At 64.2% G+C, this 22,076-nt stretch carries 19 protein-coding genes; 7 read left to right on the plus strand and 12 right to left on the minus strand.

Annotated features, from left to right (window positions below; genetic code table 11):
* Positions 1-153: 153 nt before the first annotated feature.
* The 7 genes from AC0J42_RS25725 to AC0J42_RS25755 all read right to left on the minus strand — a co-directional run bounded on the left by AC0J42_RS25725 (position 154) and on the right by AC0J42_RS25755 (position 7,718).
* Positions 154-1,431, minus strand: coding sequence for a sensor histidine kinase (locus AC0J42_RS25725; protein WP_416426796.1), 1,278 nt, complete (start codon positions 1,429-1,431; stop codon positions 154-156).
* The gene (gene colR, locus AC0J42_RS25730; protein ID WP_416426798.1) at positions 1,421-2,104 is read right to left on the minus strand and encodes a two-component system response regulator ColR; all 684 of its coding nucleotides are present in this window, start codon (positions 2,102-2,104) and stop codon (positions 1,421-1,423) included. The genes AC0J42_RS25725 and colR overlap by 11 nt, the downstream gene beginning before the upstream one ends.
* Before the next feature lie 141 nt (positions 2,105-2,245).
* Positions 2,246-3,889 (minus strand): chaperonin GroEL, encoded by a 1,644-nt coding sequence (groL, locus tag AC0J42_RS25735; protein WP_158155614.1) that lies wholly within the window; start codon positions 3,887-3,889, stop codon positions 2,246-2,248.
* A 48-nt stretch (positions 3,890-3,937) separates the two neighbouring features.
* Complete coding sequence (locus tag AC0J42_RS25740; RefSeq protein ID WP_027976889.1) at positions 3,938-4,231, minus strand: co-chaperone GroES; 294 nt, start codon at positions 4,229-4,231, stop codon at positions 3,938-3,940.
* A gap of 1,045 nt (positions 4,232-5,276) precedes the next feature.
* Complete coding sequence (locus AC0J42_RS25745; protein WP_416426800.1) at positions 5,277-5,762, minus strand: FxsA family protein; 486 nt, start codon at positions 5,760-5,762, stop codon at positions 5,277-5,279.
* 64 nt (positions 5,763-5,826) lie between these two features.
* Positions 5,827-6,558 (minus strand): HugZ family pyridoxamine 5'-phosphate oxidase, encoded by a 732-nt coding sequence (locus AC0J42_RS25750; RefSeq protein WP_416426801.1) that lies wholly within the window; start codon positions 6,556-6,558, stop codon positions 5,827-5,829.
* 152 nt (positions 6,559-6,710) lie between these two features.
* Complete coding sequence (locus AC0J42_RS25755; RefSeq protein ID WP_416426802.1) at positions 6,711-7,718, minus strand: DUF481 domain-containing protein; 1,008 nt, start codon at positions 7,716-7,718, stop codon at positions 6,711-6,713.
* A gap of 89 nt (positions 7,719-7,807) precedes the next feature.
* On the opposite strand from AC0J42_RS25755, the gene AC0J42_RS25760 reads away from it, so the two are divergent.
* The gene (locus AC0J42_RS25760) at positions 7,808-8,188 is read left to right on the plus strand and encodes an MGMT family protein (RefSeq protein ID WP_473004427.1); all 381 of its coding nucleotides are present in this window, start codon (positions 7,808-7,810) and stop codon (positions 8,186-8,188) included.
* Between the two features lie 42 nt (positions 8,189-8,230).
* On the plus strand, positions 8,231-9,781 hold the full coding sequence (locus tag AC0J42_RS25765; RefSeq protein WP_416426805.1) for an AmpG family muropeptide MFS transporter: 1,551 nt from the start codon (positions 8,231-8,233) through the stop codon (positions 9,779-9,781).
* A gap of 85 nt (positions 9,782-9,866) precedes the next feature.
* Here the strand turns inward: AC0J42_RS25765 and AC0J42_RS25770 are convergent, their stop codons facing one another.
* Together AC0J42_RS25770 and AC0J42_RS25775 are read right to left on the minus strand one after the other, a co-directional pair.
* A complete protein-coding gene (locus AC0J42_RS25770; RefSeq protein ID WP_416426807.1) occupies positions 9,867-10,706 on the minus strand; it encodes a mechanosensitive ion channel family protein in 840 nt (279 codons plus the stop codon).
* Positions 10,707-10,807: 101 nt separating this feature from the next.
* Positions 10,808-11,287, minus strand: coding sequence for a YajQ family cyclic di-GMP-binding protein (locus AC0J42_RS25775; RefSeq protein WP_027976882.1), 480 nt, complete (start codon positions 11,285-11,287; stop codon positions 10,808-10,810).
* 170 nt (positions 11,288-11,457) lie between these two features.
* On the opposite strand from AC0J42_RS25775, the gene AC0J42_RS25780 reads away from it, so the two are divergent.
* The 4 genes from AC0J42_RS25780 to AC0J42_RS25795 all read left to right on the plus strand — a co-directional run bounded on the left by AC0J42_RS25780 (position 11,458) and on the right by AC0J42_RS25795 (position 15,987).
* Positions 11,458-12,411, plus strand: coding sequence for a diguanylate cyclase domain-containing protein (locus AC0J42_RS25780; RefSeq protein WP_473004428.1), 954 nt, complete (start codon positions 11,458-11,460; stop codon positions 12,409-12,411).
* Positions 12,408-13,325 (plus strand): putative 2-dehydropantoate 2-reductase, encoded by a 918-nt coding sequence (locus AC0J42_RS25785; RefSeq protein WP_473004429.1) that lies wholly within the window; start codon positions 12,408-12,410, stop codon positions 13,323-13,325. Before AC0J42_RS25780 ends, AC0J42_RS25785 begins: the two co-directional genes overlap by 4 nt.
* Before the next feature lie 61 nt (positions 13,326-13,386).
* Positions 13,387-15,420, plus strand: a complete 2,034-nt coding sequence (locus AC0J42_RS25790; protein ID WP_416426812.1) for a sensor histidine kinase — start codon at positions 13,387-13,389, stop codon at positions 15,418-15,420.
* A gap of 3 nt (positions 15,421-15,423) precedes the next feature.
* A complete protein-coding gene (locus tag AC0J42_RS25795) occupies positions 15,424-15,987 on the plus strand; it encodes a cob(I)yrinic acid a,c-diamide adenosyltransferase (RefSeq protein ID WP_473004430.1) in 564 nt (187 codons plus the stop codon).
* A 123-nt stretch (positions 15,988-16,110) separates the two neighbouring features.
* Here the strand turns inward: AC0J42_RS25795 and AC0J42_RS25800 are convergent, their stop codons facing one another.
* The 3 genes from AC0J42_RS25800 to secA form a co-directional block, all read right to left on the minus strand.
* Positions 16,111-17,055 (minus strand): Nudix family hydrolase, encoded by a 945-nt coding sequence (locus AC0J42_RS25800; protein WP_473004431.1) that lies wholly within the window; start codon positions 17,053-17,055, stop codon positions 16,111-16,113.
* A 112-nt stretch (positions 17,056-17,167) separates the two neighbouring features.
* The gene (argJ, locus tag AC0J42_RS25805; RefSeq protein ID WP_416426816.1) at positions 17,168-18,385 is read right to left on the minus strand and encodes a bifunctional glutamate N-acetyltransferase/amino-acid acetyltransferase ArgJ; all 1,218 of its coding nucleotides are present in this window, start codon (positions 18,383-18,385) and stop codon (positions 17,168-17,170) included.
* A 116-nt stretch (positions 18,386-18,501) separates the two neighbouring features.
* Positions 18,502-21,240, minus strand: coding sequence for a preprotein translocase subunit SecA (secA, locus tag AC0J42_RS25810; protein WP_473004432.1), 2,739 nt, complete (start codon positions 21,238-21,240; stop codon positions 18,502-18,504).
* A 275-nt stretch (positions 21,241-21,515) separates the two neighbouring features.
* Between secA and AC0J42_RS25815 the strand changes: the two genes are divergently transcribed.
* Positions 21,516-21,983, plus strand: a complete 468-nt coding sequence (locus tag AC0J42_RS25815; RefSeq protein WP_473004434.1) for a DUF721 domain-containing protein — start codon at positions 21,516-21,518, stop codon at positions 21,981-21,983.
* Positions 21,984-22,076: the final 93 nt, after the last annotated feature.

A 22,076-nucleotide genomic window follows, 5' to 3' on the forward strand; every position in this document is an offset into this window, starting at 1 on the left:
CTCCTTGGCTAGGATGTGAACACGCCACACCGCATACAAATCGCGATCACCTTAGTCAGGCGGTCGTGAAAAATGTGTAGAAAACCTCAGTAAGCGAGCCGGGGTTTTACACAGGAACAATACTGGCATAGGGCCTTTAGTGCTACCCGGCAGTTAATCCGGCCGGTTCAGGCTGACCTGGAAGCAGCAGCCGTGGGGCTCGCGGGGGGTAAGGTCGACTTCCCAGCCCTGGTCATCGCAGATTCGTTGTACCAACGACAGGCCCAGGCCCAGGCCTTCGCCGCGCTTCTCGGTGGCGCGCACGAACGGCTGGAACACCGCCAGGCGCTTCTCCTCGGGAATGCCGATGCCGCTGTCCTCGACCTTGAAGCCGCCCGGCTCAAGGGTCAGGCGAATGAAGCCTGCGTCGGTGTAGTGCAGGGCGTTGCGCAGCAGGTTGCCCATTACCGCGAGCATGAAGGTGGCGTTGTAACGGGTGTCGGGCAGTTCGGTACGCGCCACTTCCAGGGTCAGGCCCTTGTGCTCGATGGGGCCACGCCACAAGCCCAGCAGGTTATCGGCCACCTGGTCGAGGGTCAGCTGCGCGCTCATCTCCGAGTCGTTGCGCTGGGCCCGGGCCAGCATCAGGAAGGTCTGCACCAGCTCGCGCATTTCCTCGCAGGCGCGTGCGATGCGCTCTACCTGGGCGCGGGCGCGGCCATCCAGCGCAGGGTTTTCCAGCAGCAGTTCGCAGGAGGTGGCCAGCACCATCAACGGCGTGCGCAGTTCGTGGCTGACGTCGCTGGTGAACAGGCGCTCGCGGCTCAAGGCATCGCGCAGGCGGCCCAGGGTAGCGTCGAACGCCACGGCCAGCTCACCCACCTCGTCTGCCGCGTAGTCGGGGGCCAGCGGCGGGGCCAGACCCAACAGTTGGTCACGGTGGCGCACTTGCCGGGCCAGGCGCACCACGGGGGCCATCACCCGCCGCGCCAGCACCCAGCCGAGGAACACCGCCAGGGCCAGGCTGAGCACGAAGCCCACCACCACCACGGCGAACAGCACGCGCTCGCGCTCTTCGAAATCGCTCTGGTCCTGCAGCAGCACATACCGGCGGCCATCGACGATTTCGACCATGGCGTGGTACGACAGGTCGCCGCGGAACACTTCATGGAAACCGGCGCTCAGGTGGCGCAGGTCCTTGGGCAAGGCATAGTCACCGCGGCCGCTGCTGTAGTAGAACAGCTGGTCGGGCTCGGGCCGATGGTTCCAGTCGCTGACGTTGTCCATCAGCAGCAGGCGTTGCAGGTCGCCGCCCAGCCCCGCCGAAATCAGCTTTTCCTCGACCAGGTGCACCGTGGCCACGATGCCCACGGCAAAGGCGCCGGCCACCAACGCGCTCATCAACGCAAAGGCGATGATGATCCGTTGCGCGAGGCTTTGCTTAAACTCCATCTTTGCCCTCGGCCAGGCGGTAACCCACGCCATGTACCGTTTGCAGCAGCGGTTTGTCGAACGGCTTGTCGATCACCTGGCGCAACTGGTGCACGTGGCTGCGCAGGCTGTCGCTGTCCGGGCAGTCATCGCCCCACAGCGCTTCTTCCAGCACTTCGCGGCGCAGCACGTGGGGGCTCTTCTGCATCAGCACCGCCAGCAGTTTCAGGCCAACCGGGTTGAGCTTCAGGGTGCGGCCCTGGCGCGAGACCTCGAGGGTATCCAGGTCGTAGCTCAGGTCGCCCACCTGCAGGCTGCGACGACCGCCGCCCTGGGCGCGGCGCAGCACCGCTTCGATGCGCGCGGCCAGCTCCGACAGCGCGAACGGCTTGACCAGGTAGTCGTCCGCACCGGAGCGGAAGCCCTGCAGGCGGTCGTCCAGCTGGTCGCGGGCGGTGAGCATGATCACCGGGGTTTCCCGGCGCGCGTCTTCGCGCAGGCGCTTGCACAGGGTGTAGCCGTCGATGCCGGGCAACATGATGTCGAGCACGATCAGGTCGTAATGCTCGGTGGCCGCCAGGTGCAACCCCGACAGCCCGTCCTGGGCACAGTCGACGGTGTAGCCCTTCAGGCCCAGGTAATCCGCGAGATTGGCCAGGATGTCGCGGTTGTCTTCAACCAATAGAATTCGCATGGGCAGGTTCTCCATCCAGTGTGTTTGCCCTTGGGCGCAGGCAGCTTACGGCGTTAGGCCCCCGAGGGCCAGTGGTGGCGCCCGCGGGCATAAAAAAACCCCGCGCAAGGCGGGGTTCTTTTTAAAGCGGGTAAGGCTGGCTTACATCATGCCGCCCATGCCACCCATGCCGCCCATGTCTGGCATGCCGCCAGCTGCAGGAGCGTCTTCCTTGATCTCGGCGATCATGGCTTCGGTGGTGATCATCAGGCTGGCGATCGAGGAAGCAGCCTGCAGTGCCGAACGGGTCACTTTGGCTGGGTCCAGGATACCCATCTGGATCATGTCGCCGTATTCGCCAGTGGCAGCGTTGTAACCGAAGTTACCTTCGCCTTGCTTGACCTTGTCGACAACCACGCTTGGCTCGTCACCGGAGTTGGCAACGATCTGGCGCAGCGGCGCTTCAACAGCACGACGCAGCAGAGCGATACCGACGTCCTGATCGGCGTTGTCGCCTTTCAGGCCAGCGATGGCTTGCAGCGAGCGAACCAGGGCCACGCCACCGCCAGGTACCACGCCTTCTTCGACAGCTGCACGGGTAGCGTGCAGGGCGTCTTCAACGCGGGCTTTCTTCTCTTTCATTTCAACTTCGGAGCCAGCGCCAACCTTGATCACTGCAACGCCGCCGGACAGCTTGGCCAGGCGCTCTTGCAGTTTTTCACGGTCGTAGTCGGACGAAGTGTCGGCCACTTGCTGACGGATCTGGGTAACGCGAGCCTGGATGTCAGCCTCGACGCCAGCACCGTCGATGATGGTGGTGTTTTCTTTCGACAGCACGACGCGCTTGGCGTTACCCAGGTGCTCCAGGGTAGTGCTTTCCAGGCTCAGGCCGATCTCTTCGGAGATAACGGTACCGCCGGTCAGTACGGCGATGTCCTGCAGCATGGCCTTGCGACGGTCGCCGAAGCCTGGAGCTTTGACGGCTGCAACCTTGACGATGCCACGCATGTTGTTCACAACCAGAGTCGCCAGGGCTTCGCCTTCGACGTCTTCAGCCACGATCAGCAGTGGGCGACCGGCTTTGGCAACGGCTTCCAGCACTGGCAGCATTTCGCGGATGTTGGAGATCTTCTTGTCTACCAGCAGGATCAGCGGGCCGTCCAGCTCGGCGACCATGGTGTCTGGCTTGTTGACGAAGTAAGGGGACAGGTAGCCGCGGTCGAACTGCATGCCTTCTACGACCGACAGTTCGTTTTCCAGGCCCGAGCCTTCTTCAACGGTGATCACGCCTTCTTTACCGACTTTTTCCATGGCTTCGGCAATGATGTCGCCGATCGAGGAGTCGGAGTTGGCCGAGATGGTGCCGACCTGGGCGATGGCTTTCGAATCAGCGCATGGCTTGGACAGGCCTTTCAGCTCTTTGACGATGGCGATGGTCGCCTTGTCGATACCGCGCTTCAGGTCCATCGGGTTCATGCCGGCAGCGACGGCTTTCAGGCCTTCGTTGACGATCGACTGAGCCAGTACGGTAGCGGTGGTGGTGCCGTCACCGGCGTCGTCGTTGGCACGGGAGGCAACGTCTTTGACCAGCTGCGCGCCCATGTTTTCGAAGCGATCTTTCAGCTCGATTTCCTTGGCTACGGAAACGCCGTCCTTGGTGATGGTCGGAGCGCCGAAGCTCTTCTCGATGATCACGTTACGGCCTTTCGGGCCCAGGGTCGCTTTTACCGCGTCAGCCAGGACGTTTACGCCGGTCAGCATTTTCTTGCGGGCGGAGTCGCCGAATTTAACTTCTTTAGCAGCCATGATCGATTTCCTTGAATACTGGGTAGTAAAGGGAGAGCAGCGGGGTTATCAGCCTTCGATAACGGCGAGGATTTCGTTCTCGCTCATTACCAGCAGGTCTTCGCCGTCTACTTTCACGGTGTTGCTGCCGGAGTAAGGGCCAAACACGACCTTGTCGCCCACTTTCACGGACAGTGCACGCACTTCACCGTTGTCCAGCACTCGGCCGGTACCGACCGCGATGACTTCACCATTGTTGGCTTTCTCGGCAGCCGAACCTGGCAGAACGATACCGCCAGCGGTTTTCTTTTCTTCTTCGCTGCGACGGATAACGACGCGGTCATGCAGAGGACGAAGCTTCATTGTCGATCTCTCCTAATTATGGTTTTCAGCGGCCGGTGTCTGTACCGGCGTTGTGGTTCATCCGGCGGGGCCGGTCGCGGCTCGCTGCGCGAGACGCGGAATAATGTCTGGCAAAGCCAGAAACCTTGCGGTGACCCATACATGAGGTCGCCGGTTACGATTACAAGGGTGGGGGATAAAAATTTTTACAGCACACCCCCCTCCCAAGCACCAACCGCCTACGGCTTTGGCTTTGGCTTTGGCTTTGGCTTTTGATGTTGCTTTTGATCTGGCTTTTGATCTGGCTTTTGATCTGGCTCTTGATCTTGGCCCCGTTAAGCGCCAGGGCCGACTGGAGGCGTTGACCAGGCGACAGCCCGCAGGGCCCTTCGGCGCAGCCGAAGGAAACGGCAGCCCGCCCGCTCTGTTAGCGGGGGCCGTTTTGCCGCCTGGGCGACGCCGGAGGGAGGGGACCCGTAGCGCAGCGGAGGGCCCAAGCAGGGGCGAGCCCTTTTTGGTGATTTTTTGGCTGGGCCGGCACACCGGGCGACTGCCAAAAAGTTACTCGGCGTAAGGCCGAAACGGTCGGTGGTCGCACCGCGAAAATGGATATGTCCAGCAACGTCAGAAGCGAGATTCGAAAGCCATAAACATATCCATTACCAAGGGTGATGCAGAATCACCTTTTCGGCCTTACGCCGACTCACTTTTTGTCAAACGCCACAAAAAGTAAGCAAAAAAGGCTTGCCCCTGCTTGGGCCCTACGCTTCGCTACGGGTCCCCTCCTTCCGGCGTCGATCAACGGGCAGACGGCACCCGCTATAGAAGCCTGCGGGTTACCGTCTCTTCGGCCTGCGGCCTCGGCCCTTCGGGCAGCCCGTTGATCGACGCCTCCAGTCGGCCCGGGCGCTTTACGGGGCATACAATCAAGATCAAAAGCCAGATCAAAAGCACATCAACAGCCAGATCAAAAGCCAGATCAAAAGCAGATCAAAAGCAGATCAAAAGCAGATCAACAGCCAACAAAAACGGCCCCGAAGGGCCGTTTTTGTTTCAGTGGTGCAGCTTAATCGCGCTTCTCGAACTCACCCTCAATCACATTGGGCTCACGCCCCACCGCGTGATTAGCCGCCGGCCGCGCATGGCCTTCATAGGTCCGGCCATGCATCTCCTCGGCAAACGAGCGCTGGCGCGACGCCTGCTCGCGGGCCTTGGCTTGCAGCTTGCCGGCAATCAGCTTGCGGGTGAACGGCAGCAGGCACAGCAGGCCCAGCACGTCGCTGATGAAACCTGGCAACAGCAGCAGGCCGCCGCCGATGGCCAGCATCAGCCCCTGGAACACCTGTTCGGCCGGCAGTTCGCCGCGTTGCAGGCTGGCACGGGCATTCAGGGCGGTGGCCAACCCGGCCACGCGCACCACCAGCACGCCAATGGCAGAGCCGGCAATGATCAGCGCCAGCGCCGGGAAGAACCCGATCGCCACGCTGACCTTGAAGAAGACGAAAAGCTCCAGCACCGGGAAGAGCAGGAACAACAGTAAAAAGACACGCATCAAGGTTTCCTCTGCGGAAGAACGACTTCCAGTAAACCTTAGATGACGTCGATGTTTCGTGAATTCAAGCCTCGACCTGCCCAGTCGTCGGCCAGACCTCGGCGTGGGCCAGTGAAACCAAGGCCTGGCGGACCTCCAAAGGAGTGTTACAAGGCTTTTCAAACGCCAGCCAGTACAACGCCTGGCCGATGCGCAGGTGCATGCCCTCGCTATCCACGCCGGCCAGTTGCGCCGGCACGTCCGCCGGCAACCCGGCCAGCTCCACGTAGTGGGCGATGGCCTTGGCGTGGTCGGCGTTCATGTGCTCAACCATGCCGGTCTCGGCCTGGCCGACGAAAGGGTTGGCCAGGGTGACCTGGTCCAGCCAGTGAATGGCGCCGAAACCGCCGATGTAGCGGTGGCGCACCGGCTCCAGCACCCAGAAATCGAAATCATGAGCGCGGTGGTAGTTGGCCGAATCCGGGAAGTAGCGGTAGTAACGCTGGGCCGCGGCCTCGATGGCAGCTTCGTCCTCCAGCTTGCGCGCCTGGGCCATCACCGTCAGCCGGCCGACGGCCTGCACATCCTCGGCGCCGCGCTCGCCCACCAACAGCGAGCACTTGGGGTCCTGCAGCAGGTTGTGGGTGTGCTGGGCGATGCGGCTGATGAGGATCAGCGGGTTGCCGGCCGCGTCCAGGCAGTACGGCACCACCGACCCGAACGGGAAGCCGGGCATGGACTTGGACAGGGTCGACAGCACGCCGCGGTATTCCTTGAGCAGCAGTTCACGGGCCTGACGCAGGGCTTTGGCGCTCACCTTGGGCTCCTTGGTGTAATAAAGGAAAGCCCAAAGGTAAACACTGGCAGGCGGGTTGTCACCTGTACCGCGTCGTCCTCATCGCGACCAAGGTCGGCTCCTACGCAAATCGTGGTAGGAGCCGACCTTGGTCGCGATGAGGACGGCGCCGCTTACCAGGCCACGCCGAAGCCTGCGGTGTAGCGGCTGGTGTTGAGGTCGGCGTTGCTGGAACCGGTCACCAGGTCCTTCTCGTACTTGAGGTTCAGCGACGCCCACTGCGTGACCTTGTAGCGCAGCCCCACTTCCGAATCCAGGCTGTAGTCGGCCACGCCACTGAGCGGCTTGCCCACTTCGCCGTTGGTGAAGAACTCCACGGTCTTGCCGATCAGGAAGCGGTTGTAGGCCCACTTCACGCCCACCGAGTAGAAGTCGGACTTGGCGCCGTCGGAGTATTCGTAAGTGCTGTGGTTGAGCAACGAACCCAGCGAGAACGCGCCCAGTTCGTCATCCCAGAACTGGTAGCCCGGGCCGGTACCCACGGTGCGTTGCTTGGACAGGTCCTCGACGAAGTCGCGCTTGACGTTGACGCGGCCCTGCCAGTACCACTTGTCGGTGATGAAGCGGTCCAGCGCGTACTCGGCGTTCCAGTTGTTGGTGCCGATCACGCCGTCGGTGGCCTCGCGGTTGTACTCGGCGTCCGCCGTGTGGCGCCAGCGGCCGCTGCGGGCGCTGGTCTTGAAGGCCAGGTTGTAGTCGTCGGTGTTGCTGTCGGCGCGCTTGAAGTCCAGGGCCGCGTCGATGTTACCCTTCCACACCAGGTCTTCGACCACCGGCTTGGGCTTGATGATCTGCTGGATGCTGGCCAGCTCGACGGTCTTGGGCGCCTCGCCGTTCTGCAAGGTCACCTTGCCGTCGTCGGAAGGCTTCAGGGCCTTGGCCTTCTGGCCGGTGTAGGCGTCCTGCTTGACCAGCAGTTCCTGGTCGCTTTCCAGGGTTTTGACCTGTTTCCAATCCAGGGCGACCGAGCCACCATACGGGGTGTCGAGCATCAGTTTGCCACCGTCGAACACGGTGATCTTGCCGGTCAGGCGGTCGCCGTTCTTCATCCAGACCGTGTCGGCAAGGGCAGTGGTTGAGGCGCTGGCAATGGCGAGGCACATAAGGGTTCTGGACAGCATAAGCAGATTCGGGCTCGAGTTTTGAGGGTTTTTGAGGAAAGCCGGGCATCATCCGGATGGACAGCTCCCGCGCAAGGAATGACCGACAAATGGCCAATGAGTTCAGCAATCGTTTGCAACCACCTGGTGACAAAAGCCCACCTGACCCGGCAGCGGAACGTCGCACGGCCCTGTATGTGGTGTTGTCCCAGGTGCCCGAAGGCAAGGTCGTGACCTACGGCCAATTGGCCGAAATGGCTGGGCTGGGGCGGGCTGCGCGATGGGTGGGGCGGACCTTGAGCCAACTGCCTGAAGGCAGCCAGCTACCCTGGCACCGAGTGATAGGTGCCGGTGGTCGGATAAGTCTCGCCGCCGGTACCGTGGGAGGCGAGGAGCAACGGGCACGGCTGCGTGCCGAGGGTGTAACTTTCATGAATAATCGGGTGGATATCCGTCGCCATGGCTGGCGTCCCATGGACCCTAACGGTTAGAGTGCGCGCTTTGTTTTCGTAAACTGAGGCAGATTCCAGCCCATGCCCCGTAAAACCTGGCGCGCCGCGCTCGCCGCTTATGCCAGCCCTTCGACGCTTGTCCTGTTGCTGCTCGGTTTCGCCGCCGGCCTGCCGTACATGCTGGTGTTCTCCACCCTCTCCGTCTGGCTGCGTGAAGCCGGCGTAGCCCGCGAGACCATCGGCTATGCCAGCCTGATCGGCCTGGCTTATGCCTTCAAGTGGGTGTGGTCGCCCCTGCTGGACCAATGGCGCCTGCCATTCCTGGCCCGGATGGGCCGTCGCCGCTCCTGGCTGGTGCTGGCCCAGTCGCTGGTGATCATCGGCCTGATCGGCATGAGCTTCTGCGACCCGCAAAAACACCTGTCCTGGCTGATCGCCATCGCGGTCATGGTGGCGTTCGCCTCGGCCACCCAAGATATCGCCGTGGACGCCTACCGCCTGGAGATCGCCGACGACAACACCCAGGCCGCCCTGGCTGCCAGCTACATGGCCGGCTACCGTATCGCCGCGCTGCTGGCCACCGCCGGCGCGCTGTTCTTCGCCGAGGCGTTCGGCTCCACGGGCTACGCCTACCTGCACAAGGCCTGGGCCGGTACCTACATGCTGTTCGGCGTGCTGATGGTGCCGGCGCTGATCACCACGCTGGTGATGCGCGAGCCCGCGGTGCCGCTGCGCACCCAGCTGTCGGCCGGCCGCTACAAGTTCGGCCACCAACTGGTGTCGGTGTTCGTGCTGATCGTCCTGCTGATCTCCGTGCCAGCCATGTTCACCCAGCTGTACAACACCGACTTCGCCAGCGTGATCTTCCACGGCGAGAGCCTGGTGAACCTGCTGATGACCGACCGGGCCTTCCTGCGCGCCATCCTCTACATCACCCTCACCGCCCTGTGCCTGTCGGCCATGGGCCGCCGCGGCCTGGCGCCGGTGTTGACCCCGGTGAGCGACTTCGTCACCCGCTACCGCTGGCAGGCGTTGCTGCTGCTGGGGCTGATCGCCACCTACCGCATGTCGGACACGGTGATGGGCGTGATGGCCAACGTGTTCTACATCGACCAGGGCTTCACCAAGGACCAGATCGCCAGCGTCAGCAAGATCTTCGGCCTGGTGATGACGCTGCTGGGCGCCGGCGTCGGCGGCCTGCTGATCGTGCGCTTCGGCATCCTGCCGATCCTGTTCATCGGCGGCGCTGCCTCGGCGGCCACCAACCTGCTGTTCCTGATGCTGGCCGACATGGGCCCGAACCTGCAGATGCTGATCGTGACCATCTCCCTGGACAACTTCAGTTCGGGCATGGCCACCTCGGCGTTCGTGGCGTACCTGTCGAGCCTGACCAACCTGAAGTTCTCGGCCACCCAGTACGCCCTGCTGAGCTCGATCATGCTGCTGTTGCCGCGCCTGATCGGCGGCTATTCGGGGGTGATGGTGGAGAAGTTCGGCTACCACAACTTCTTCCTGATCACCGCGGTGCTGGGCGTGCCCACGCTGTTCCTGATTGCCCTGCACTGGCACCAGGAAAGCCGCGGCAACCGCATGGAGGCAGTGGAAGAAGAAGTGGCAACCGAAAAACCGTAGCAGCGGCCCGCAGGCCGCGTCCCCAGGCACCACCATGCCATGGCCGGACACATGAAAAAGCCCCTGGAAAGGGGCTTTTCTGTTCTTACTGGGTGGCTTCCGACACCACTCGCACCACGCGCTGCGGGAACGGTATGTCGATGTTCGCCGCCCGCAGGCGGTCACGGATCTCGGCGTTGATCATGTTGGTGACCCCGCCCATGTCCGAGGTGTTCACCCAGCAGCGCAGCGACACGGTGATCGAGCTGTCGCCCAATGCCGAGATCACCGCTTCAGGTGCCGGCGATTCCAGCACGCGCGGGTCCTTGGCCAGGTCCAGGAGGATTTCCCGGGCCTTCTGCAGGTCCGCGTCGTAGTCCACGCCGATGTCGTAGGTGATCTTGCGCGTCGGCTGGCGGTTGGTGTTGGTGATGATGCCGTTGGACAGCGGGCCGTTGGGCAGGATCACGGTCTTGTTGTCACCGGTGCGCAGCACGGTGTGGAAGATCATGATGTTGTCCACGGTGCCCTGCACGCCCTGGGCTTCGATCCAGTCGCCAATGCGGAACGGCCGGAACAGCAGGATCAGCACCCCACCGGCGAAGTTCGCCAGGCTGCCTTGCAAGGCCAGGCCCACGGCCAGGCCGGCGGCACCGATGGCGGCGACGAAGGAAGTGGTCTCGATGCCGATCATCGATGCCACGCTGACGATCAGCATCACCTTGAGGGCGATATTGGCCAGGCTGCTGATGAAGCCTTGCAGCGCCAGGTCGGCGTTGCGCAGGGCCAGCAGCTTGCCCACCCGCAGGGTCAGCTGGTTGATCAGCCACCAGCCGATGGCCAGGGTGACCACCGCCAACAGCACGCGGCTGCTGTACTGCATGATCATCGGAATCCAGGTCTGGGATTTCTGGACGAGTTGGTCCACTTCTGCGTTTACATCCATAAGGGCTCTCCTATTGCCGATCGGCGCAATCGTTTCACCCGCGCCACGGGGGTGGGACGCCGCGAGCCCCGCTCAGGTTCCCTGCGGCGTCCCCCGGGCAATCAGTCGCGGAAGTTGTTGAACTGCAGCGGCATGTCGAATTCCTTGGCGCGCAGGGCCGCGATGGCTTCCTGCAGGTCGTCGCGCTTCTTGCCGGTGACACGCACCTGCTCGCCCTGGATGGCGGCCTGGACCTTGAGCTTGGCGTCCTTGATGTGAGCGACGATTTTCTTCGCCAGCTCCTTGTCGATGCCTTCACGCAGGGTGGCTTCCTGCTTCATCACCTTGCCCGAGGCATAGGCGTCCTTGACTTCCAGGCACTTCACGTCCAGCTTGCGCTTGACCAGCGCCAGCTTGAGGATCTCGATCATGGCTTCCAGCTGGAATTCGGCCTCGGCGGTCAGGGTGACGGTCAGTTCCTTGAACTCGATGGTGCCTTTGCCTTTCAGGTCGTAGCGGCGGTCCAGTTCCTTGACCGCGTTTTCCACGGCGTTGGTGACTTCGTGCTTGTCCAGCTCGGACACTACGTCGAACGAGGGCATGTAAAATTCTCCAAAAAAAACGGCGCAGCTCGGTACAGATGGAGCACGCCTGGCTTGACGGTTAAAATGCCGGGTCATTATAACGGTTGCCAGCAGTGCACAACGCCCCTTCATGCGCGAAGTTGCAGCCATGGGAGGGCAGATCGTCTCCCCAACCCCGTGAGTCACGTATGCCTAACCCGAATCTGAGCATTGTGCTGGTCCATGACGATCCCGCGCGGGCCGCGGTCCTCGCCGCGCAACTGCATGACGCCGGCTACCACGCCGTCACCGCCTGTACCCACGCCGAGGCGCTGGGCCGCCAGGAGCGCCAGCCGGCAAGCCTGATGCTGCTCGAGGGGCCGCAGGGGCTGGCCCTGGCCACGCGGGTGCGGCAGTTCGACGAGATGGGCGAGCACTACACCTACGTCCTGCTGGTCAGCGACCAGCCGCCCGCGCCGCTGCTGGACGAAACCGCCGACCACGGCATCGACGACGTGATCCACCCCCAGGCCCTGGCCCAACAGTTACCCGCGCGCCTGCACGCCGCCGAGCGGCTGTACAACATCATCCAGCGCCTGCGCCAGGAAAACAGCCTGCTGCGGCAGAACATCGCCAGCCTGGAGCAACGCAACCTGGTCGACTCGCTCACCGGCCTGGGCAACGCCCGCTACCTGCGGCAGAAACTCACCGACAGCCTGCGCCAGGTGCAGGCCCGCGGTGGCGCCCTGTGCTACCTGCTGATCGGCCTGCAGAACGCCGGTGACCTGCAACGCGAGCACGGCACCGAGGGCTTCGACGAGCTGTTGCAGGGCGTGGGCCGGCGCCTGCAGCAGATGGTGCGGCCGCTGGACGTGCTGGGGCGCCTGGACGACCAGCATTTCGTGCTGCTGACCCTGCCCCCCGACCTCAGCGAATGCGCCCCCAGCAGCTTCAAGCGCCTGCACGACGGGCTCAACCTCAAGGCCTTCATGACCGCCGCCGGCCCCGTGGAAATCGTGGCCGGCATCAGCCTGATCGGCGCCGACCGCGACAGCCTGCCCGACAGCCCGCAAGCGCTGTTCGAGGCGGCCCGCGAACTGCTGGGCGAGTCCTATGACAGCGGCCTGGTCAGCGCCAGGCGCCTGCCGGTGCGCAGCGCATGAGCACGCCCTGGCACGTACTGGGCGCCGGCAGCCTGGGCACCTTGTGGGCTTGCCGCCTGGCCCGCCATGGCCTGCCGGTGACGCTGATACTGCGCGACGACGCCCGCCTGCGCAGCTACCAGGCGGCGGGCGGCCTGACCCTGGTGGAACAGGACGTCAGCCACCTGTACCCGCTGCCCGCCGAAACCTTCGACAGCCAGGCGCCCATCCAGCGCCTGCTGGTGGCCTGCAAGGCCTATGACGCCGAGCACGTGGTGGCGCGCCTGGCACCGCGGCTGGCGGCCGGCGCGGAGGTCGTCCTGCTGCAGAACGGCCTGGGCAGCCAGGATGCGGTGGCAGCGGCGGTGCCCCAGGCGCGCTGCATCTTCGCCTCCAGCACCGAGGGCGCGTTCCGCTCCCGGGACTGGCACGTGACGTTCGCCGGCCATGGCTTCACCTGGCTGGGCGACCCCGCCGCGCCCACCGCGCCGGTGTGGCTGGACGACCTGGTGGGCGCCGGCATCCCCCACCAGTGGACCCCGGACATCCTCACCCGCCTGTGGCGCAAGCTAGCCCTCAACTGCGCCATTAACCCGCTGACCGTGCTGCACGACTGTCGCAACGGCGGCCTGCAGCAGCACCCGGCGCAGGTGGCCACCCTGTGCGCCGAGCTGGCCGAACTGCTGGAGCGCTGCGGCCAGCCCGACGCTGCCAGCGACCTGCACGCCGAGGTGCTGCGGGTGATCCAGGCCACCGCCGCCAACTTCTCTTCCATGCACCAGGACGTCGCCCAGGGCCGCCGCACCGAGATCAGCTACCTGCTGGGCTATGCCTGCGCGGCCGCCGCCCGTCACCAGTTGGCCCTGCCGCACCTGCAACAACTGCACGCGCGCCTGGTCCAACACCTGCAGGCACTGGGCCTGCCCAGCGTCTGAGCCCGGCGACGCTTTGATACACTCAAGGTTGAACGCCCTTTCCAGGAAGACGGAACCGTCAATGCCATTGCGCCAGCGCCTCGAAAACCTGCCGGTGGGGCAGAAACTGCTCGCCGCCCTGCTGGTCCTGCTGACCACCGTGCTGCTGGTCGCCAACCTGACCTTCATCAGCGCCGCCTACTGGATCTCCCAGGAAAGCATGGCGCCCCAGGCCCTGCAGACCATCGGCAAGCTGGTCACCAACCCGGCCCTGGCCATCGAGTCACTGGACTCGCCGCAGAGCGCCCAGGCGTTGCTGGAAGAGCTCAACAGCTACTCGCCGCTGCGGGCGGCGGCGGTCTACGACACCGACGGCAAGCTGCTCGCGCAAACCCAGCACGGCCAGCAGCTGAGGCTGCCCGAGCACTTCCGCAACGTCGAGAAATGGCGCCAGACCGAATTCCGCAGCACCCAGGTGGTCAACCTGCCCCGCAGCGGCAAGCCGCCGGGGCACCTGCTGCTGATCGCCAGCAGCGAACTGCCCATGGCCTTCTACACCGGCACCCTCACCGCCAGCCTGGGCATCCTGGTGTTCAGCGTGCTGTTGTGGCTGGTGATTGCCCGGCAGATCAAGCGCCTGATCACCCAGCCCATCTACCGCCTGGAAGAACTGTCACGGCAAGTGACCCGCGAGGAGAACTACTCCCTGCGCGCCGCCCCCGGCAACCATGACGAGATCGGCAGCCTGGCCGAGGCGTTCAACACCATGCTGTCGCGCATCGAAGCCCGCGAACAACAGCTCAAGCGCGCCCGCGACGACTCCCAGGCCGCCTATGACCAGGCCCAGGGCCTGGCCGAGGAAACCCGCCACACCAACCGCAAGCTCGAGCTGGAAGTGCAGGTGCGCAGCAAGATCGAGAAGAAACTCACGGGCTTCCAGAATTACCTCAACAGCATCATCGACTCCATGCCCTCGGCGCTGATTGCCCTGGACGAACAGCTCTACGTGACCCAGTGGAACCAGGAGGCCAGCGCGCTTTCCGGCACGCCCCTGGACGAGGCCCTGAACCAGCCGATATTCCTGGCGTTCGAACCGCTGAAGCCATTCCTGCCGCAGCTCAAGACCACCGTTGAACGCCACACCGTGGCCAAGATCGAGCGCGTGACCTGGGTGAAGGACGACGTCGCCCACCACTACGCCCTGACCTTCTACCCGCTGATGGGCGGCGCCGGCCGTGGGGTGGTGATTCGTATCGACGACATCAGCCAGCGCCTGTCCATGGAAGAGATGATGGTGCAGTCGGAGAAGATGCTCTCGGTGGGCGGCCTGGCCGCCGGCATGGCCCACGAGATCAACAACCCCCTGGGTGCCATTCTGCACAACGTGCAGAACGTGCGCCGGCGCCTGTCCGCCGACCTGCCGCGCAACGTCGAGGCCGCCGCCGAGGCCGGTATCGACCTGGCCACGGTCAACCGCTACCTGCTCAACCGCGAGATCCCTCAGTTGCTCGACGGCATCCAGCAGGCCGGCGCACGGGCGGCGAAGATCGTCACCCACATGCTCAGCTTCAGCCGCCGCAGCAACCGCCAGCTGGCGCCCTGCGACCTGCCGGCGCTGATCGACCAGGCGGTGGAAATCGCCGGCAACGACTTCGACCTGGCCATCGGCTTCGACTTCAAGGGCCAGAACATCATCCGCCAGTTCGACCCCAACCTGGGGCCGGTGCCCGGCACCGCCAACGAACTGGAGCAGGTGCTGCTCAACCTGCTGAAGAACGCCGCCCAGGCCATCCACCAGCGCCCCGAAGGCGGCGAGCCTGGGCGCATCACCCTGCGCACCCGGCTAAACCCGCCGTGGGCCGAGATCCAGGTGGAAGACAACGGCATCGGCATGCCCGAGCAGGTGCGCAAGCGCACTTTTGAGCCGTTCTTCACTACCAAGGAAATCGGCCAGGGCACCGGCCTGGGGCTCTCGGTTTCCTATTTCATCATTACCAACAACCACAAGGGCCAGATGGAAGTGCAATCGACGCCGGGGCTGGGCACCTGCTTCACCCTCCGCCTGCCGCTGACGGCCAGCACCGTCGCCACTCCCCTGTTGACCTCGGAGACTTGAACCATGGGCTTTCGCCTGTCGAAGATCTACACCCGCACCGGTGACAAGGGCGAAACCGGCCTGGGCGACGGCCGCCGCGTGGGCAAGGACCACCCCCGCGTGGAGGCCATTGGCGAGGTCGATACGCTGAACAGCCAGCTGGGCCTGCTACTGGCCGGCTGCGCCGAGGATTCGCGCCTGGGCGAGGTGCTGGAGGCCTTGGCGCCGTGCCAGCACCGTTTGTTCGACCTGGGTGGCGAGCTGGCGATGCCGGCGTACCAGGCGCTGGATGCTGCCGAAGTGGCACGGCTGGAGCAGGTGATCGATGCCTGGAACGAAGAACTGGGCCCGCTGGAGAACTTCATCCTGCCGGGTGGCTCCACGCTGATCGCCCAGGCGCACGTGTGCCGTAGCCTGGCGCGCAGTGCCGAGCGTCGCTGCCAGCATTTGAATGCGGTGGAACCGCTGGGGGGCGTGGGGTTGGCCTACATCAACCGGCTGTCGGACCTGCTGTTCGTGGCAGCGCGCATCATCGCCCGGCGCCAGGGTGTACCCGAGATCCTCTGGCAACCCGCCGCAAAACCCTGAACACCACCCCCCGTAGCCGCTGCCGCCAGGCTGCGCTGGCCCCATGCCTCACTGGAAATCTCCAGCGAACCCGAGGGCCAGCGCAGCCTGACGGCAGCGGCTACGCGATAGCGGCGTTTGAAATCACGCCCCTGGCCAGAAGGCGCGGATCCCGGCTACACCTTGCGCGCCCAGGTCCCAGGCGCGCTGCTTGTCGGCGGGGCCTACGCCACCCAGCAGGAACACCGGGTAGTTGAAGCTGGCGATCAGCTCGGCCGCCTGCTCCCAGCCCAGCGGTTGGGCATCGGGATGAGTCTGGGTCGGCTGCACCGGCGACAGGGTGACGAAGTCGACGCCCATCTGCTGCGCCAGCGCCAGCTCCTCGGCGTTGTGGCAGGAGGCTGCCAACAGCCGCTCACGAGGGAACGGGCGGCCCTTGCTGGCGTATTTGCGCAGCTGTTCGGCGGTCAGGTGCCAGCCGGCCGAAGGGAAGTCCCCCAGCCATTCCAGCGGGCCCTTGAGCATCAGCTGCGCCTTGCCGGCACACAGGCCCACCGCGTCCACGGCGAGGTCGCGGTACTTGGGGTCATAGCCATTGGGCGCGCGCAGCTGCACCAGCCGCGCGCCGTTGGCGATGGCCTTCTGGATGCCACGCAGCAGCTCGGGGCCTTCCAGCTCGCCGGGGGTAATCAGGTATTCGCAGGCCAGCCCCGCCGCCTTGACGATCGGCCGGTTGGCTTCGGGGAATTCGTAGTTGGGCAACTCGCGGGCGGTGACCCAGGCCAGGGGTTGGCCTTCAGCGCCGTGGGGCTGGCCGGTGAAGGCCGACACTTCCCACACGTCCAGCAGCACCTGCTTGTCCGGGTAGTCGTGCTGCACCTTGATCAACGGGCGCGCCGCGGTCACGGTGATGCCCAGTTCCTCGGCCAGCTCGCGGCCCAGGGCGGCGCGCACGCTTTCGCCCTCTTCCACCTTGCCACCCGGGAACTCCCACAGGCCGCCCTGGTGCTGGGTGTCGGCACGGCGGGCAATGAGGATACGGTTGTCAGCGCCACGGATGACCGCGGCGGCTACATGAATGCGTTTCACGATTCCTCCAGTGTCCTGTAGCCGCTGCCGCCAGGCTGCGCTGGCCCCCAAGTACACTGAATATTTCCAGCGCACTCCAGGGCCAGCGCAGCCTTCGGCAGCGGCTACGGGGTTACGTGCGGTATTCGGCGTTGATCTTCACGTATTCGTGGGACAGGTCGGTGGTCCAGATGGTTTCGCTGCAGTCACCACGGCCCAGCTCGATGCGAATGGTGATTTCCTCGCGCGCCATCACCGCCGAGCCCTGCTCTTCGGTGTAGGTGGCCGAACGACCGCCACGGCTGGCGATGCACACTTCGCCCAGGTACACGTCGATCTTGCTCACGTCCAGCTCTGGCACACCGGCACGGCCGACTGCCGCCAGAATGCGGCCCCAGTTGGGATCGGAGGCGAACAGCGCGGTCTTGATCAGCGGCGAGTGCGCCACGGCGTAGCCCACGTCCAGGCATTCCTGGTGGTTGCCACCGCCGTTGACCTGCACGGTGACGAACTTGGTGGCGCCTTCGCCGTCACGGACGATGGCCTGGGCCACTTCCATGCACACCTCGAACACCGCCTTTTTCAGGGCGTCGAACAGCGCGCCGCGGGCCTCGGTCACTTCCGGCAGGTTGGCCTGGCCGGTGGCGATCAGCATGCAGCAGTCGTTGGTGGAGGTGTCACCGTCGATGGTGATGCGGTTGAACGACTTGTTGGCGCCGTCCAGGATCAGGTCCTTGAGCACCGCCGGGGCCACTTTGGCGTCGGTGGCGATGTAGCCGAGCATGGTGGCCATGTTCGGACGGATCATGCCCGCGCCCTTGGAAATGCCGGTAACAGTGACCGTCACGCCGTCGATCACGAACTGGCGACTGGCGCCCTTGGGCAGGGTGTCAGTGGTCATGATGCCGGTGGCGGCAGCGGCCCAGTTGTCCACGGACAGGTCGTCCAGGGCAGCCTGCAGGGCGCCTTCGATCTTCTCGACCGGCAGCGGCTCGCCGATCACGCCGGTGGAGAACGGCAGCACCGCGCTGGCGTCGACGCCAGCCAGCTTGGCCAGGCTGGCGCAGGTGCGCTCGGCGGCCACCAGGCCAGGCTCACCGGTGCCGGCGTTGGCATTGCCGGTGTTGGTCAGCAGGTAACGCACGGTGCCCTGCACGCGCTGCTTGGCGATGATCACCGGCGCGGCGCAGAACGCATTCAGGGTGAAGACGCCAGCCACGCTCGAACCTTCGGCGCAGCGCATCACCACCACGTCCTTGCGCCCAGGGCGCTTGATGCCCGCCGAAGCGATGCCAAGCTCGAAACCAGCGACCGGGTGCAACGTTGGCAAAGGACCCAGACCAACAGCCATGTGAACACTCCTGCAAAGACGGACGCCGTGTTCCAGCACACGGCGCTAACGATGGAAAAACGCCGCGACGGCTGGAGCCGGTCGCGGCGCGGATGTTTCAGGTCAGAGCCGGATCGTCAGTTGATCTGGCCGTGACAGTGCTTGAACTTCTTGCCCGAACCACACCAGCACAGTTCGTTGCGGCCCAGCTTCTGGTCGTTGCGCACAGGGGCGGCGGCCAGGGCTACGTCTTCGCCCTCCTCGGCTACCAGCTGCGGCGCTTCAAGGCCAGGTGCCTCGGCGTGCTCGAACTGCATGCGCGCGGCCAGTTCCTCGGCTTCGCGGCGCAGGCGTGCTTCTTCCTCGGCCGGATCTTCGCGGCGTACCTGCACGTGCGACAGCACGCGGATGGTGTCGCGCTTGATCGAGTCCAGCAGTTCCTGGAACAGGGTGAACGACTCGCGCTTGTACTCCTGCTTCGGGTTCTTCTGGGCGTAGCCACGCAGGTGGATACCGTGACGCAGGTGATCCATGGTCTGCAGGTGATCTTTCCACAGGTCGTCGAGCACGCGCAGCAGGATCTGCTTCTCGAAGGTACGCAGGGCATCGGCGCTGGCCTGCTCTTCCTTCTCGTTGTAAGCCTCCAGCAGTTCAGCCAGCAGCTTCTCGCGCAGGGTTTCCTCGTACAGGTGGTCGTCTTCGTCCAGCCACTGCTGGATCGGCAGCTTCACGCCGAAGTCGCTCAGCAGGGTCGCTTCCAGGCCAGCCACGTCCCACTGCTCGGGCAGCGACTGTGGCGGGATGTGGGCGCTGACGGTGCTGTCCAGGACTTCCTGGCGGAATTCGGCGATGGTGTCGCCGATGTTCTGCGCGGCCAGCAGGCTGTTGCGCATGTGGTAGATGACTTTACGCTGTTCGTTGGCAACGTCGTCGAACTCCAGCAATTGCTTGCGGATGTCGAAGTTGCGGCCTTCTACCTTGCGCTGGGCCTTCTCGATGGCGTTGGTGACCATGCGGTGCTCGATGGCCTCGCCGGACTGCATGCCCAGGGCCTTCATGAAGTTCTTCACCCGGTCGGAGGCGAAGATGCGCATCAGGCTGTCTTCCAGCGACAGGTAGAAACGGCTCGAACCGGTGTCACCCTGGCGGCCGGCACGGCCACGCAGCTGGTTGTCGATACGGCGCGATTCGTGACGCTCGGAGGCGATCACGTGCAGGCCGCCCGATTCCAGCACTTGCTGGTGGCGCTTCTGCCAATCGGCCTTGATCTGGGCGATCTGCTCGGGGGTCGGGTTTTCCAGGGAGGCAACTTCCACTTCCCAGTTGCCGCCCAGCAGGATGTCGGTACCACGACCGGCCATGTTGGTGGCGATGGTCAGTGCACCCGGGCGACCGGCCTGGGCGATGATCTCGGCTTCCTTCTCGTGGAACTTGGCGTTGAGCACCTTGTGCTCGATGCCTTCCTGGTTGAGCAGGTTGGACATGTGCTCGGAGGTTTCGATGGTGGCCGTACCGACCAGCACCGGGCGCCCCTGAGCCATGCTTTCCTTGATATCGGTGACGATGGCAGCGTACTTCTCGTCCGCGGTCAGGTACACCAGGTCGTTGAAGTCCTTGCGCGCCAGCGGCTTGTTCGGCGGAATCACCATGACCGACAGGTTGTAGATCTGGTGGAACTCGAACGCCTCGGTGTCAGCGGTACCGGTCATGCCGGACAGCTTGTTGTACAGGCGGAAGTAGTTCTGGAACGTGGTCGATGCCAGGGTCTGGCTCTCGGCCTGGATGTTCAGGTTTTCCTTGGCCTCGATGGCCTGGTGCAGGCCTTCGGACAGGCGACGGCCGGGCATGGTACGGCCGGTGTGCTCGTCGACCAGCAGGATCTGGCCGTCCTGGACAATGTATTCCACGTTGCGGTGGAACAGCTTGTGGGCGCGCAGGCCGGCGTACACGTGGGTCAGCAGGCCCAGGTTGTGCGCCGAATACAGGCTCTCGCCCTCGGCGAGCAGGCCGACCTGGGTGAGCATTTCCTCGACGAACTGGTGACCGGCTTCGTTCATCTCCACCTGGCGGGACTTCTCGTCGATGGTGAAGTGACCGGCCTTGGTGACCTGGCCTTCGACTTCCTCGATGTGCTGCTCCAGGCGCGGGATCAAGCGGTTGATCTCGGTGTACAGCTTGGAGCTGTCCTCGGCCTGGCCGGAGATGATCAGCGGGGTACGGGCTTCGTCGATGAGGATGGAGTCGACTTCGTCGATCACGGCGAAATTCAGTTCGCGCTGGAATTTCTCTTCCAGGCTGAACGCCATGTTGTCGCGCAGGTAGTCGAAACCGAACTCGTTGTTGGTGCCGTAGGTGATGTCGGCGGCGTAGGCGGTACGTTTTTCCTCAGGCGGCGCGAAAGGCGTGACGACGCCCACGGTCAGGCCGAGGAATTCGTACAGCGGGCGCATCCAGTTGGCGTCCCGGCGGGCCAGGTAGTCGTTCACGGTGACCACGTGCACGCCCTTGCCGGACAGTGCATTGAGGTACACGGCCAGGGTTGCGACCAAAGTCTTGCCCTCACCGGTGCGCATTTCGGCGATCATGCCTTCATGCAGCGTCATGCCACCAATGAGCTGGACGTCGAAGTGGCGCATGCCCATGACTCGCTTGCCCGCTTCGCGGCATACCGCGAAGGCTTCCGGCAGAAGCTTGTCGAGGGTCTCGCCTTTTGCCAGGCGGGCCTTGAACTCGTCGGTCTTGGCGCGCAGCTGCTCGTCCGAGAGGGCCACCATTTGCTCTTCGAAGGCATTGACGATCTGTACCGTCTTGAGCATGCGCTTGACTTCACGCTCGTTCTTGCTTCCAAAAAGTTTCTTTAACAAAGGCGCAAACATATCGGCAGGATCTTCCACACGTAGGGATGGAGGGCGGCCCCGTGAGTCGCCCGTGCAGCCCTCATGGCCGCATGCGAACGAGCATTCTACCCGGAAACGGCGAGGAGGAAAGTGGCGTTATTTCCACGATGCTGGCACAGCGCTTTGACGGGGCTTTTTTACAATAAGGGCTTTTTTCCCAACTTCAACCCATGGGGTGCAGAAGTTATGTAACAGCCGGCGGGAAACGGGCCCTTTCTGCTACCATGGCGGCTCTGCAATTTCAGGTTTCCCCTATGGCCTTCCGCCCCCTTCCCGCCCGGGCGCCCGGCGTTTTGCTGCGCGAAGCCAAGCCCCTCAAGGCCCTGTTCAGCCAGGCCCAGCGCCTGTCGCACCTGCAACGGCTGTTCGAAAGCCAGCTGCAGCCTGCTGCCCGCCCGCACTGCTACGTGGCGTCATGGCGTGAAGGCTGCCTGCTACTGATTGTCACTGATGGCCATTGGGCAACACGCCTGCGCTACCAGCAGAAGCGCCTGCAGCGCGACCTGCAGGCCTTGGCCGAGTTTGCCAGCCTGACGCGCATCCTGTTCAAGGTGCAGCCGCCCACGCTGCAGCGCAGCACCGGCGGCCGCAATATCGACCTGTCCGCGCAGTCGGCGGAAAACATTCAGTCCACCGCCGAAGGCATCACCGACCCCAAGCTCAAGGCCGCCCTGGAGCGCCTGGCGGCGCATGCAGGCAAGCCCAAGCCGCAAGACCCGTAGCAGCGGCCAAAGGCCGCGTCGTGGGTGGTGATGGCCCATAAAAAAGGCCACCCGAAGGTGGCCTCAAGAACAACATCTAGAGAAGAGAGTGTT

Source organism: Pseudomonas sp. Tav-5-1A (assembly GCF_055755055.1).

Coding starts and splice junctions, on each gene's coding strand:
- AC0J42_RS25725 (WP_416426796.1), bottom strand. CDS start 1,431: ATGGAGTTTAAGCAAAGCCTCGCGCAACGGATCATCATCGCCTTTGCG.
- colR (WP_416426798.1), bottom strand. CDS start 2,104: ATGCGAATTCTATTGGTTGAAGACAACCGCGACATCCTGGCCAATCTC.
- groL (WP_158155614.1), bottom strand. CDS start 3,889: ATGGCTGCTAAAGAAGTTAAATTCGGCGACTCCGCCCGCAAGAAAATG.
- AC0J42_RS25740 (WP_027976889.1), bottom strand. CDS start 4,231: ATGAAGCTTCGTCCTCTGCATGACCGCGTCGTTATCCGTCGCAGCGAA.
- AC0J42_RS25745 (WP_416426800.1), bottom strand. CDS start 5,762: ATGCGTGTCTTTTTACTGTTGTTCCTGCTCTTCCCGGTGCTGGAGCTT.
- AC0J42_RS25755 (WP_416426802.1), bottom strand. CDS start 7,718: ATGCTGTCCAGAACCCTTATGTGCCTCGCCATTGCCAGCGCCTCAACC.
- AC0J42_RS25760 (WP_473004427.1), top strand. CDS start 7,808: ATGGCCAATGAGTTCAGCAATCGTTTGCAACCACCTGGTGACAAAAGC.
- AC0J42_RS25765 (WP_416426805.1), top strand. CDS start 8,231: ATGCCCCGTAAAACCTGGCGCGCCGCGCTCGCCGCTTATGCCAGCCCT.
- AC0J42_RS25770 (WP_416426807.1), bottom strand. CDS start 10,706: ATGGATGTAAACGCAGAAGTGGACCAACTCGTCCAGAAATCCCAGACC.
- AC0J42_RS25775 (WP_027976882.1), bottom strand. CDS start 11,287: ATGCCCTCGTTCGACGTAGTGTCCGAGCTGGACAAGCACGAAGTCACC.
- AC0J42_RS25780 (WP_473004428.1), top strand. CDS start 11,458: ATGCCTAACCCGAATCTGAGCATTGTGCTGGTCCATGACGATCCCGCG.
- AC0J42_RS25785 (WP_473004429.1), top strand. CDS start 12,408: ATGAGCACGCCCTGGCACGTACTGGGCGCCGGCAGCCTGGGCACCTTG.
- AC0J42_RS25790 (WP_416426812.1), top strand. CDS start 13,387: ATGCCATTGCGCCAGCGCCTCGAAAACCTGCCGGTGGGGCAGAAACTG.
- AC0J42_RS25795 (WP_473004430.1), top strand. CDS start 15,424: ATGGGCTTTCGCCTGTCGAAGATCTACACCCGCACCGGTGACAAGGGC.
- argJ (WP_416426816.1), bottom strand. CDS start 18,385: ATGGCTGTTGGTCTGGGTCCTTTGCCAACGTTGCACCCGGTCGCTGGT.
- secA (WP_473004432.1), bottom strand. CDS start 21,240: ATGTTTGCGCCTTTGTTAAAGAAACTTTTTGGAAGCAAGAACGAGCGT.
- AC0J42_RS25815 (WP_473004434.1), top strand. CDS start 21,516: ATGGCCTTCCGCCCCCTTCCCGCCCGGGCGCCCGGCGTTTTGCTGCGC.